The sequence below is a fragment of the Aeromonas sp. S19(2024) genome (genome assembly GCF_041402625.1).
GTDB classification, from domain to species: Bacteria; Pseudomonadota; Gammaproteobacteria; order Enterobacterales; family Aeromonadaceae; genus Aeromonas; species Aeromonas caviae.
In genome coordinates this window covers 352,042-363,533 of the sequence record NZ_JBGLQU010000004.1, presented here as the reverse complement: position 1 = coordinate 363,533, position 11,492 = coordinate 352,042, and the positions used below count along the sequence as shown (strand labels likewise).

At 59.5% G+C, this 11,492-nt stretch carries 12 protein-coding genes; 1 reads left to right on the top strand and 11 read right to left on the bottom strand.

Features of this window, described 5'->3' with window-relative positions; all coding sequences use genetic code 11:
* The 7 genes from tppA to murJ form a co-directional block, all read right to left on the bottom strand.
* Positions 1–408 (bottom strand): type IVa pilus pseudopilin TppA, encoded by a 408-nt coding sequence (gene tppA, locus ACB037_RS11300; protein WP_039039991.1) that lies wholly within the window; start codon positions 406–408, stop codon positions 1–3.
* A 110-nt stretch (positions 409–518) separates the two neighbouring features.
* On the bottom strand, positions 519–1,454 hold the full coding sequence (gene ispH / locus ACB037_RS11295) for a 4-hydroxy-3-methylbut-2-enyl diphosphate reductase (RefSeq protein WP_042878840.1): 936 nt from the start codon (positions 1,452–1,454) through the stop codon (positions 519–521).
* On the bottom strand, positions 1,454–1,906 hold the full coding sequence (fkpB, locus tag ACB037_RS11290; RefSeq protein ID WP_010673101.1) for an FKBP-type peptidyl-prolyl cis-trans isomerase: 453 nt from the start codon (positions 1,904–1,906) through the stop codon (positions 1,454–1,456). Before fkpB ends, ispH begins: the two co-directional genes overlap by 1 nt.
* The gene (gene lspA / locus ACB037_RS11285) at positions 1,903–2,406 is read right to left on the bottom strand and encodes a signal peptidase II (RefSeq protein WP_010673100.1); all 504 of its coding nucleotides are present in this window, start codon (positions 2,404–2,406) and stop codon (positions 1,903–1,905) included. The genes fkpB and lspA overlap by 4 nt, the downstream gene beginning before the upstream one ends.
* Entirely contained in the window at positions 2,406–5,267 is a 2,862-nt protein-coding gene (ileS, locus tag ACB037_RS11280) for an isoleucine--tRNA ligase (protein ID WP_346199364.1), read from the bottom strand. The genes lspA and ileS overlap by 1 nt, the downstream gene beginning before the upstream one ends.
* A complete protein-coding gene (gene ribF, locus ACB037_RS11275) occupies positions 5,267–6,241 on the bottom strand; it encodes a bifunctional riboflavin kinase/FAD synthetase (RefSeq protein WP_010673098.1) in 975 nt (324 codons plus the stop codon). Before ribF ends, ileS begins: the two co-directional genes overlap by 1 nt.
* 210 nt (positions 6,242–6,451) lie before the next feature.
* The gene (murJ, locus tag ACB037_RS11270; protein ID WP_052814606.1) at positions 6,452–8,014 is read right to left on the bottom strand and encodes a murein biosynthesis integral membrane protein MurJ; all 1,563 of its coding nucleotides are present in this window, start codon (positions 8,012–8,014) and stop codon (positions 6,452–6,454) included.
* Positions 8,015–8,205: 191 nt separating this feature from the next.
* On the opposite strand from murJ, the gene rpsT reads away from it, so the two are divergent.
* Complete coding sequence (rpsT, locus tag ACB037_RS11265; RefSeq protein ID WP_005308808.1) at positions 8,206–8,469, top strand: 30S ribosomal protein S20; 264 nt, start codon at positions 8,206–8,208, stop codon at positions 8,467–8,469.
* A 48-nt stretch (positions 8,470–8,517) separates the two neighbouring features.
* Here rpsT and ACB037_RS11260 read toward each other — a convergent pair whose 3' ends face one another.
* The 4 genes from ACB037_RS11260 to nhaA are packed head-to-tail and all read right to left on the bottom strand — an operon-like array spanning position 8,518 to position 11,379.
* On the bottom strand, positions 8,518–8,820 hold the full coding sequence (locus ACB037_RS11260; RefSeq protein ID WP_042878863.1) for a metalloregulator ArsR/SmtB family transcription factor: 303 nt from the start codon (positions 8,818–8,820) through the stop codon (positions 8,518–8,520).
* A 48-nt stretch (positions 8,821–8,868) separates the two neighbouring features.
* On the bottom strand, positions 8,869–9,801 hold the full coding sequence (gene nhaR, locus ACB037_RS11255; RefSeq protein ID WP_010673095.1) for a transcriptional activator NhaR: 933 nt from the start codon (positions 9,799–9,801) through the stop codon (positions 8,869–8,871).
* Positions 9,788–10,168, bottom strand: a complete 381-nt coding sequence (locus ACB037_RS11250; protein ID WP_175429470.1) for a hypothetical protein — start codon at positions 10,166–10,168, stop codon at positions 9,788–9,790. Before ACB037_RS11250 ends, nhaR begins: the two co-directional genes overlap by 14 nt.
* Positions 10,169–10,188: 20 nt before the next feature.
* The gene (gene nhaA / locus ACB037_RS11245; protein WP_049636461.1) at positions 10,189–11,379 is read right to left on the bottom strand and encodes a Na+/H+ antiporter NhaA; all 1,191 of its coding nucleotides are present in this window, start codon (positions 11,377–11,379) and stop codon (positions 10,189–10,191) included.
* Positions 11,380–11,492: the final 113 nt, after the last annotated feature.

Here is an 11,492-nt window from a genome sequence, read left to right as displayed (position 1 = left end):
CTAGTCCCAGCAAGCATTGTTGACGGTATCCCCGAGCCGGGTGGCACTCCGGGTGCCATCCTGGTCGATGGAGAAAATGATGCAGTCGCTGTCTGACCCCTGCGCACCAGAGGCCGTGGCAAACAGGATGTATGTATTGACCCCGGCCGAGATGACCAGGTGATAGAAGCCGGATTCGGAGTTCTCCGAGATATTCAAATCGGCTGCGGATGAGGTATACCGATTGAAGTCCATAAAATAGGTTTCTTGTCTGTTGGCGGCGTCCAACAGCATTTTTTTGGCATCAATTCGGTGGCTGGACAGCAGGTAACGCTGATAGGAGGGATAGGCAATAGTGCCAAGAATCGCCACGATTGCGACGACAATCATCAATTCAATGAGAGAAAAGCCTCGATAGAACCCAATCATAACCCATCCTTGGTGACTGGCGGTTCATATAGTCTAATGCCGGATAGGTCGCAACGACAAATCCGGCATCAGGAACATAACTCTTTATTCTCAGGCCATCCTGGCCACATTCAAATAATTCTAAGCTCGGGCGGCACTTCAAACACCACATTCTCTTCTCGGCCAGGATGCTCGGTCACTATCTTGCCTCCCAGCTCGCGCAGACGAGCAATGACATTCTGAACCAGCACATCGGGGGCTGACGCACCCGCCGTGACCCCGATACGGACAACCCCGTCCAGCCATTGCGGCTCAATCATGGAGGCATCGTCGATGAGGTAGGCCTTGGCGCCCACCTTCTCGGCCAGCTCCCGCAGACGGTTGGAGTTGGAAGAGTTGCGCGACCCCACCACCAGCATGGCGTCCACCAGCCCGGCCATCTCCCGCACCGCATCCTGGCGGTTCTGGGTGGCATAGCAGATGTCATCCTTGCGCGGCCCCTGGATCTTGGGGAAGTGCGCACGCAACGCATCGATGACATCCGAGGTCTCGTCCACGCTCAGGGTGGTCTGGGTGACGAAACAGAGATCGTCCGGGTTCTTCACTTTGAGTTTGGCCACATCTTCCGGCGTCTCCACCAGATACATGCCCCCCTCACTGTTCTCGTACTGTCCCATGGTGCCGATCACCTCGGGGTGGCCGGCATGGCCGATGAGCACGGCTTCGGAGCCCTTGCGACTGGCGCGATGGACCTCCATGTGCACCTTGGTCACCAGCGGACAGGTGGCATCGAACACCTTGAGGGCGCGGGATTTGGCCATCTCGCGCACGACCTTGGCGACACCGTGGGCAGAGAAGATGACGATGCTGTCATCCGGCACCTCATCCAGCTCCTCCACGAAGACGGCGCCCGCCTCCTTGAGCTTGTTCACCACGTAGCGGTTGTGCACCACCTCATGGCGGACATAGATGGGGGCACCGAACTTCTCCAGCGCGCTCTCGACGATGCTGATGGCCCGGTCGACACCGGCACAGAAGCCACGGGGGTTAGCCAGCAGAATATCCATCAGTGAACCTTCTCCTCGTCATCAACTCCCAGGATCTCCACCTCGAAGGTGACGGTGTGACCGGCCAGGGGGTGGTTGAAATCGACCGTAACCGACATCCCTTCCACCGCCCGGATGATCCCGGGCAGTTCGCTGCCGTTGGGCTGGTCAAACAGAATGATGGTACCCACCTTGGGCTCAACTTCGTTACCGAATTTGGCGCGATCGAGATGGTAGATGTTGTCAGGATTGGAAAGGCCGAACGCCTCTTCCGGCGCCAGGGTAAAGCTCTTGCTCTCCCCTTCGCGCAGCCCCAGCAGGCATTGCTCGAAGCTCGGCGTCAGGCTGCCGTCTCCCATCCGCAGACGGGCAGGCTTGCCGTGCAGCGCCGTGCTGTCGGCCACCGAGCCATCTTCCAGTTTGATAGAGAAATGGAACAGCACGCTGCTGTCCGCAACAATTAGCTGGCTCATGAGGTCGCGTCCTGTTTTTTCTCGCCACGGAAGCCGTCCAGCACGATCATGGCGGCACCGATGAAGATGAAGCTGTCAGCCAGGTTGAACGCCGGCCAATGGGCGCGCTGCCAATAGAAGTCGAGGAAGTCGACCACATGACCCAGCACCAGCCGGTCAAACACGTTGCCGAGCGCCCCGCCGATGATCAGGCTGTAGGCGATACCGCTCCAGCGCTGGGTGACCGACTGCTTGCGCAGCCAGTGGATCAGCAGGCCACAGATGGCGAACGCCAGCACGGCGAAGAACCAGCGCTGCCAGCCTCCCTGATCCGCCAGGAAGCTGAAAGCAGCGCCCTTGTTGTAGACATGGACCAGGTTGAAGAAGGGGGTGATCTCCACCCCCGGGTAGCCAAATGGCAGCAACTTGACCACGGCGAGCTTGCTCGCCTGGTCCAGTACGAAGGCCAGCACTGCCAGCCACAGCCAACGCAGGCCGCTTTTATGTTGAGTCATGTTCATCAGGCAAATTGACGCGTTTCGCCGTCACCCTCGACGTTGGTGACGCAGCGGCCACAGATCTCTTCGTGACCCGCAATGGTGCCCACGTCTTCCACATGGTGCCAGCAGCGGTCGCACTTGGCGGCGGCAGACTGGGCCACGCAGAGCCACAGGTCATCGCGCTCGGTCGCCACCGCGTCTGCCGGTGCGGCATCGACGCTGACCACCCTGGCCTTGGAGGTGAGCAGCACGAAGCGCAGCTCATCGGCCAGGGCATTCAGACGCGCGGCCAGCTCAGGCTTGGCGAACAGAGTCAGCTCGGCCTGCAGAGAACCGCCGATGCGCTTCTCGCCACGGGCCACTTCCAGCGCCTTGTTCACTTCACCGCGCACGGTGAGGATCTCGGCCCAGAACTCGTCGTTCAGCACTTCGCCCGCTTCCAGCCCGAACAGGCCGTCGTACCACTCCTCGGTGAACACGAACTCACCGCGCTCACCCGGCAGCAGCGCCCAGATCTCGTCGGCGGTGAAGCTCATGATCGGCGCCATCCAGCGCACCATGGCCTCTGCGATGTGATAGAGGGCGGTCTGGCAGGAGCGACGGGCCAGGCTGTCAGCCTTGGCGGTGTACTGACGGTCCTTGATGACGTCCAGATAGAAGGAACCCATCTCGATGGAGCAGAACTGCATCAGCTTCTGGGTCACACCGTGGAAGTTGTACTCATCGAACGCGGTCACGATCTCGGCCTGTACCGCCTTGGCACGACCCACGGCCCAGCGATCCACCACCACCATGTCGGCAGGCGCCACCATGTCGGTCACCGGATTGAAACCGTTCAGGTTGGCCAGCAGGAAGCGGGCGGTGTTGCGGATGCGGCGATAGGCGTCGGCAGAGCGCTTGAGGATCTCGTCGGAGACGGTCATCTCGCCGGTGTAGTCAGTGCTCGCTACCCACAGACGCAGGATGTCGGCACCCAGCTTGTTCATCACATCTTGGGGGCTGACCACGTTGCCGATGGACTTGGACATCTTGCGGCCCTGACCATCCACGGTGAAGCCGTGAGTCAGCACCTGGTTGTAGGGAGCCTTGTCTTTCATCGCCACGCCGATCATGAGCGATGACATGAACCAGCCACGGTGCTGGTCAGAGCCTTCCAGATACATGTCGGCCGGCTTGCCGTTGAACTCGGGACGGGCGTCGACCACGGAGGCGTGGGTAGAACCGGAGTCAAACCAGACGTCCAGGGTGTCGGGCACCTTCTCGTAGTTGTCGGCATCGGCGCCCAGCAGTTCGGCCTTGTCCAGATCCCACCAGGCCTGGATGCCGGACTGCTCGACCCGCTTGGCCACCTCTTCCATCAGGCGCACGGATTCCGGGTGCAGCGCCTGGGTATCCTTGTGAACGAACAGGGAGATGGGCACGCCCCAGGTACGCTGACGGGAGATACACCAGTCGGGACGGTTCTCGACCATCGCCTGGATGCGATTCTTGCCCCAGGCCGGGACCCAGCCGCTCTGGCCGTGTTCGGCAATGCCCTGAGTCTCGATACGCTCGATCTCTTCCAGGGCGCGCTTGCGCAGACCCTTCTGCTCCATGCTGATGAACCACTGGGGGGTGGCACGGAAGATGATCGGGGTCTTGTGACGCCAGCAATGCGGATAGGAGTGGTTGAATACCTTGTGATGCAGCAGGGCGCCGCGCTCGGTCAGCACCTCGACCACGGCCGCATTGGCCTTGAACACGTGCTGGCCGGCAAACAGTTCGGTATCCGGCAGATAGACGCCGTTGCTGCCAACCGGGTTGGCCACTTCCAGACCGTACTTCTGACCGACCACGAAGTCTTCCTGACCGTGACCAGGGGCGGTGTGCACCGCGCCGGTACCGGCGTCCAGGGTAACGTGGTCACCCAGCACCACAGGTACGTCGAAGCTGTAGAAGGGGTGGTTGAAGCGCAGCAGCTCGAGTGCGGCACCCTTGGCGTAACCCAGGTTGTGGAAGTGCTCGATGCCGGCGCGATCCATCACATCCTTCACCAGCTCAGCGGCCAGGATCAGACGCTCGGGATTGTTGCCCTCAACCTGCACCAGTGCGTAGTCGAGATCGGCGTGCATGGCGATGGCGCGGTTGGCCGGCAGGGTCCACGGGGTAGTGGTCCAGATCACGGCAGAGAGCGCGCCCTTGCCGGTGTGGCCTTCGGCGCAATCAAACTTGGCGGCAACGGCAGCCTCGTCGACGGCCTTGAAGCGCACGTCGATGGAGGGGGAGTTCTTGTCGTAGTACTCCACTTCCGCTTCAGCCAGCGCGGAGCCGCAATCGGTACACCAGTGCACCGGCTTGGAGCCTTTGTGCAGGTGGCCGTTTTCAACGATCTTGGCCATGGAACGGATGATGTTGGCTTCGGTCCCAAAATCCATGGTCAGGTAGGGGTGTTCCCAGTCACCCAGCACGCCCAGACGGATGAAGTCGGTCTTCTGCGCTTCGATCTGGGTTTTGGCGTATTTGCGGCACTCGGCGCGGAACTCGGCGGCGGAAACCTTCTCGCCCGGCTTGCCGACCATGCCTTCCACTTTCAGCTCGATGGGCAGACCGTGGCAATCCCAGCCCGGCACATAGGGGGAATCGAAGCCAGAGAGGCCCTTGGACTTGATGATGATGTCTTTGAGGATCTTGTTGACCGAATGACCGATGTGAATGCTGCCGTTCGCATAGGGGGGGCCATCGTGCAGAATGAAAGAAGGCTTACCCGCTTTGGCGCGGCGAATGGCGCCGTAAAGATCCTGATCGTACCAACGTTTCAACATGTTGGGTTCGCGTTTGGCCAGATCGCCACGCATCGGAAACTCGGTTTCCGGCAGATTCAGGGTGTGTTTATAGTCGCTCATCAGTCCTGGGTTCCCTTCTTTTCTAAAAGAGTGCTGGGTAAATGAAATTGTGGCAGCCCGAACCAGGCTCGGGCCGCCAGGGCATCTCGTTCGATCTGCTCTTTCAAGGCGGTGAAAGAGTCAAATTTCTGCTCTTCGCGCAGCTTGTGGCGAAGCAGCACCTTGACCTGCTGACCATATAGATCACCAGAAAAATCAAATAGATGTACTTCCAATCTGGCTTGTGTACCGCTCAAGGTAGGACGTACACCCACATTGGCGACACCGGGGAAAGTCTTGCCGGAACATATCACTTCCACCGCAAACACGCCACCGACCGGGACAACCTGGCGTTTGAGGGCCAGATTCGCGGTGGGAAAACCTATGGTGCGCCCCAGCTTGTCGCCATGGGCCACCCGGCCGCTGATGGCATAGGGGCGACCGAGCATCAGCTCCACCTCCGCCATGCGACCCGCTTTGAGGGCCTCGCGCACCAGGGTACTGCTGACCCGCTGGCGGGAAAGCTGGAAACTCTGGGTGCTGATCACCTCGAACCCGAAGCGCCGACCGGCCTCCTCCAGCAGGTGGAAGTCCCCTTCCCGCCCCTTGCCGAAGCGAAAGTCGTCGCCGACCACCAGATAGTGCACGCCGAGTTTCTCCACCAGCAGTTGCTCGATGAAGGTGCTGGCCGCCTGCTCGGCAAAACGATGGGTGAAACGCACGCAGAGCATGCGATCGATCTGCATTCCCTTGAGGGCTTCGTACTTCTCCCGCCAGCGGCTGAGGCGGGCGGGCGCGGCACTGCCCGCAAACAGCTCCAGCGGCTGGGGTTCGAACAACATGACGCAGGCCGGCAGGCCAAGTTGGGCGGCCTTCTCCTGCAAACGGGCCAACACCGCGTGATGCCCCTGATGAACCCCATCGAAGTTGCCTATGGTCAATACACAGCCCCGGTGACGGGGCTTGATATTGTGAATGCCGCGAATAAGCTCCATCAGTGCCTTGTGCGTTGCTGCCATGGAAATCGGCGGATTATATATCAGGCAGCAGGCAGGGTCAGCCCTGCCGTTGACCCGATTTAGCCATCCCGCCCGCTTCTCGGACTCGGCCAGGAGCATCGCACCTCGTTGGCGGGCCAACCCGACAGCCCCTGAGACCGCTCCCCCATCTCCCCTGTACTGTCCCCCTCCCTTGCAGCTGACTCCTTATTGCTGACCGGCTCTCAGATGCCGTGGCCGGATCCCCAATGCCAAGAGGACAATGCCATACAACGCTCCGCCCAGGCAGAGCAGCAGGGTCAACTCCAGGCTGGCCTTGCCCATACTCCAGGCACCCCATTGGGTGAGATCCGGCGACAGATAGGCCAGAAGCCCCCCCATCAAGACCGTGGCCGCCAAGAGCTTGAGGCAGAACAGCCCGGTGTTGCGGGAAGGGCGATAGACATCCTGCTGATAGAGCCCCTTGAACAGCAGTACGGCGTTCAGCGTGCCGGAGCAGGCGGTCGCCAGCGCCAGCCCGACGTAGCCGAGCGGATAGATGAAAATGAGGTTGCACACCATGTTGGCTACCATGGCCATGATGCCGATACGCACCGGCGTCCTGGTGTCCTGGCGGGCGTAATAACCGGGGGCCAGCACCTTGATGAGCATCAAGGAGAGCAGCCCCGTGGTGGAGGCCAGCAGGCTCGCACTGGACATGCTCACCTCATGCAGACCGAACTCACCGCGCATGAAAAGTACCCGCAGTATGGGCTCGCGCAGCACGGCGATGCCGACCATGGCTGGCAAGCCGAGCAGCATCACCATGCGTACCCCCCAATCCATGGTGCGAGAGAAATCAGCCGGATCCGCATCCACGTGTTTTCTGGCCAGGGCAGGCAGGATCACCGTGCTGATAGCCACCGCAAAGAGGCCGAGGGGAAACTCCAGCAACCTGTCCGAGTAATAGAGATAGCTGATGGCACCGGTAGCCAGGAACGACGCCAGCATGGTGTTGATCAGCAGGTTGATCTGGCTGACCGAGACGCCGAACAGGGCCGGGATCATCAGGGTACGGATCTTAACCACCCCGGGATGGTGCCAACCCCACTTGGGCCAGACCAGCATGTTGAGCTGGCGCAGAAAAGGATACTGGAACAAAAACTGGACCAGACCGCCGAGGAAGACACCGATCGCCAGGGATATTTCGGGGCGCTCCATCAAGGGCGCGATCCACCAGGCCGCCGCAATCATGGTGATGTTGAGGAATACCGGCGTGAAGGAGGACACGGCAAAACGGCCAAAGGTATTGAGAATGGCCCCCGCCATGGCGGTGAAGGTGATGAACCAGAGGTAGGGGAAGGTGATCTTGAGCATCAGACTGGCCAGCTCGAACTTCTCCGCCGCCGGTCCGCCATGCAGCCAATCCCAGAACCAGCCCCAGCCAAAGAGAGCCGTCAGGACACCGGAACCCAGCACCCCGAGCAGGGTGACCACGGTGACGATGCCACCCAGGGTGCCCGCCACCGCCGCTAGCAGCTCCCGAACCGCCTGCTCGTCACCATTTTTCTTGTACTCCGTCATCACGGGCACGAAGGCCTGGTTGAATGCCCCTTCGGCAAAGAGCCGGCGCAAGAAGTTGGGAATGCGATTGGCGAAGAAGAAGACGTCTGCGGCCACCCCGGCACCGAGCAAATTGGCGATGACCACATCGCGCACCAAGCCCATCACACGGGATGCCAGCGTCATTCCGGACACTATCATGCCGGATTTGATCAATTTCTTACTCAAGACGAGGCCTCTGGAACTGTCGGAAAGAAAAGAATGCTGTTAGAATCGGCCGACAGTTTAACCGTCTCCCATCTGACACACCACCGGGGGGCGGTGTTTATTTGCACAAATCATTTGACAATATGTGGTTGGGAAGGCATATTTCCGGGCCTTTTCAATACACTCGCTAAGACAGTTTTAGGAGTTTTACCTTGGCTAACATCAAATCTGCTAAGAAGCGTGCTCTTCAGTCAGAGAAACGTCGTCAGCACAACGCCAGCCGTCGTTCCATGACCCGTACCTACCTGAAGAAAGTGATCGCTGCCATCGCCTCTGGTGACAAGGCTGCTGCCACTGCCGCTTTCGCTGTTGCTCAGCCGATCATGGATCGTATGGCGACCAAAGGCCTGATCCACAAGAACAAAGCTGCTCGTCACAAGAGCCGCCTGTCTGCCCAGATCAAAGCCATGGCTTAATCAGCATCCGCTGATGAAAGCTGAAAAAACCGGCCTAGTGCCGGTTTTTTATTTGGGGTCGCTACAGTACAGTCTGTGCAACAATCCGATCATCTCGCGCACCTCATGGCTGCGCAGGGAGTAATAGACCGTCTGGGCTTCCTTCCTCGTCGCCACCAGCTCATCCCGACGCAACACCGCCAGATGCTGCGACATGGCTGACTGGCTCAATCCCAAGACCTCGTTCAGCTCGCCGACCGACAGCTCCCTATCCAGTAACTGGCACAAGATAAACAGCCGTCGCTCATTGGCCAATGCCTTGAGCAGGGTGACGGCACGCCCGGCATTCGCTTCCATCTCTTCCAATCGCATCTCACCCTCCTCTTCCAAGACTGGCATCATAGCGCCGTCACCCTCGATTTAAAACGAGAGGCTTGCCGGCTGAATGGCCGTGAAATCCTCCTGCCCCGCAAAGAGGAAGGAGAAATCACTCTCGCATACTCGCTTGACCGCAGGATGTTGGATCATCCGCTCGGCAAAGATGACGTAATACTCCTCCATCAGATCCTGGGTTTCACCCAGCAGCATCACCTCCTCCCCCTCCAGGATCTCCTCCCGATAAATGGTCGGTGCCATGAAGATGCCCTGGTTGAAGAAGCCGAACGCCTTCATCAGCGCCGCATCATCGAATTCTCCCAGAATACTGGGGGAAATCCCCTGCTGCTCGAACCACTGGGTCAGTTGACGACCCATGGCGGTACGGCGGCCCGGGATGAGCAGCTTGCGCTCTTCCAGGCAAGCAGGGAAAGGCTGGGAGGGCAGAGGCGCCTTGCAGAAGAAACTGACGCCGCATCCCCCCAGGCGCTTGGACAGCAACCCGGCATGCTGGCTGGAGTCCACCGGGCAATCAGAGAGGATCATGTCGAGCTTGTGCTCGCTCAACTGCTCCAGGAGCAGTTCATGGGTCGACTCGAAGCAGCGCAGGTGAATGGAACCATCATTGGGGATCACGGAGAGCAGTACCCGGCTGGCGAGACGCTTGGAGAGAGCGTCGGCGATGCCCACATCGAACAGGATCTGGCTCTCCTTGCGGTAGTTGACGATATCCAGCATCTCGTAGGAGAGGCTGAACATCTTGTCCGCATAGCGAAACACCAGTTGGCCAAGCTCGGTGGCCTCAAGGGAGCGTCCCTTTCTGATCAGCAACTTGCCGCCAAGACGCTGTTCGAGCAGCTTGATCTGACCGGTCACGGTCTGCGGAGTCAAAAAGAGGGCTTCCGCCGCCTGCGTGACGGAGCCCTTCTTCTGAGTCATCCAAAAATAGTAGAGATGGTTGTAGTTAAGGTGTGACATCCGATGGGGTTCCCGCGCCAGGCGGGCTCCGGTAGCAGCTGAGTTCAACCGCCAGAATGTCATACATGTCGCTGATCGAGTCAACCTTGTTCGCGTCGAACTGTGCCTGCAGATGGGCCTTGAGACGACCGGCATCCGGCATTCGCTCGGTACAATAGCGCTTGTTGGACAGCTTGACTCGCTCGCCGGCACGACTGCTCAGTGCCCGTTCGGCGAAGGTCTCTCCGAACCGGGCTTTTACCTGAGAGTCTCCCAGCATGAGTGCGCTGTCGACCACCCCGTTGAGATAGGCAGAACAACTTGCCGAGGTGGCATCCCGCTGACAATCGGCCAGACTATCTGCCCAGAGTGCGGGGCTCGCCAGCATGACTAACCATCCTAGTTTTCTCATAACCCCTCCGTACTTTGATTCGCCTCCCGATTGGGCAGCGATATCCGCAGGGCGATGTAACCGATCACGGCCGCGAGTGTGGAACCTGCCAGGATCCCGAGGCGCGAGTAGCTGCCGTAGTCCAGTCCGCCATGCTCGAATGCCAGCGATGCGATAAACATCGACATGGTGAAGCCGATGCCACACAGGATGCTGACGGCAAAGATCTGTCTGAAGTTCACTCCTTGCGGCAATTGGGCAATGCCTGATTTCACTGCCAGCCAGCTGATGGTGAAAATCCCGAGCGGCTTGCCGACGAAGAGCCCCAGGATGATCCCCATGGGGAGCGGATTGAGCAGAGCCGAGAAGTAGACCCCCTCCAGCGATACCCCGGCGTTGGCGAAAGCGAACAGCGGCAGGATCAGGAAGGCGCTCCAGGGGTGCAGCACATGCTCCAGATGCTTGAGTGGCGATGCGTAACGCTTGCCGTTGAGGGGGATCATGAAGCCCACGATGACCCCCGCCAGGGTCGCATGGACACCGGACTTGAGCACGGCAACCCAGAGCACCAGGCCGACTAGCATATAGAGTCCAATCCTGTCCTCACCACGGCGATTCATCCAGAGCAAGGTCAGGGTGGCCACCACACCTATCGCCAGCGCAGTCAGCGACAGTTGCTGGGTGTAGAAGAGGGCAATGATGATGATGACCCCCAGATCGTCCATGATGGCCAGCGCCAGCAAGAAGACCTTGAGGCTGGTCGGTACCCGCTTGCCCAGCAGCGCCATGACCCCGAGAGCGAAGGCGATGTCGGTTGCGGCCGGAATCGCCCAGCCAGCACGGGTAGCCTCGTCTCCGTAGTTGAAGAAGCTATAGATGAGGGCCGGTGCCAACATCCCACCCACGGCGGCAATGGCCGGGAAGGTTGCCTGCACCCGGGAGGAAAGCGCCCCCTCCAGCATCTCTCGCTTCACCTCGAGACCCACCAGAAGGAAGAAGATCGCCATGAAGCCATCGTTGATCCAGAGCAGCAGCGGCTTGTTGATGTCGAGCGCCGCGATGCGAACCTGCACCTCGGTATTGAGGAAGCTCTGATAGTGTTGCGCCAGTGCCGAATTGGCCAGGCCGATGGCAAGCAGGGCGGCCAGGATCAGAATGATCCCGGAAGCAGACTCCAGTTTGAGAAAACGCTTGAATACATCGCTCATATCTAACTACCCATAAGATTCCATTTTTTCAGTCTAGGGCCCGAGTAGCTCAATGAAAAATCGTTTCTAACGGCTGATAACAACGAAAAAACCGAAAGCAAAACAGATAATGC

What these genes read in the sequence shown, in the direction of transcription:
- tppA (WP_039039991.1), bottom strand. Translation starts at nt 408, where the DNA reads ATGATTGGGTTCTATCGAGGCTTTTCTCTCATTGAATTGATGATTGTC.
- ispH (WP_042878840.1), bottom strand. Translation starts at nt 1,454, where the DNA reads ATGGATATTCTGCTGGCTAACCCCCGTGGCTTCTGTGCCGGTGTCGAC.
- fkpB (WP_010673101.1), bottom strand. Translation starts at nt 1,906, where the DNA reads ATGAGCCAGCTAATTGTTGCGGACAGCAGCGTGCTGTTCCATTTCTCT.
- lspA (WP_010673100.1), bottom strand. Translation starts at nt 2,406, where the DNA reads ATGAACATGACTCAACATAAAAGCGGCCTGCGTTGGCTGTGGCTGGCA.
- ileS (WP_346199364.1), bottom strand. Translation starts at nt 5,267, where the DNA reads ATGAGCGACTATAAACACACCCTGAATCTGCCGGAAACCGAGTTTCCG.
- ribF (WP_010673098.1), bottom strand. Translation starts at nt 6,241, where the DNA reads ATGGAGCTTATTCGCGGCATTCACAATATCAAGCCCCGTCACCGGGGC.
- ACB037_RS11260 (WP_042878863.1), bottom strand. Translation starts at nt 8,820, where the DNA reads ATGCGATTGGAAGAGATGGAAGCGAATGCCGGGCGTGCCGTCACCCTG.
- nhaR (WP_010673095.1), bottom strand. Translation starts at nt 9,801, where the DNA reads ATGTCACACCTTAACTACAACCATCTCTACTATTTTTGGATGACTCAG.
- ACB037_RS11250 (WP_175429470.1), bottom strand. Translation starts at nt 10,168, where the DNA reads ATGCTGGCGAGCCCCGCACTCTGGGCAGATAGTCTGGCCGATTGTCAG.
- nhaA (WP_049636461.1), bottom strand. Translation starts at nt 11,379, where the DNA reads ATGAGCGATGTATTCAAGCGTTTTCTCAAACTGGAGTCTGCTTCCGGG.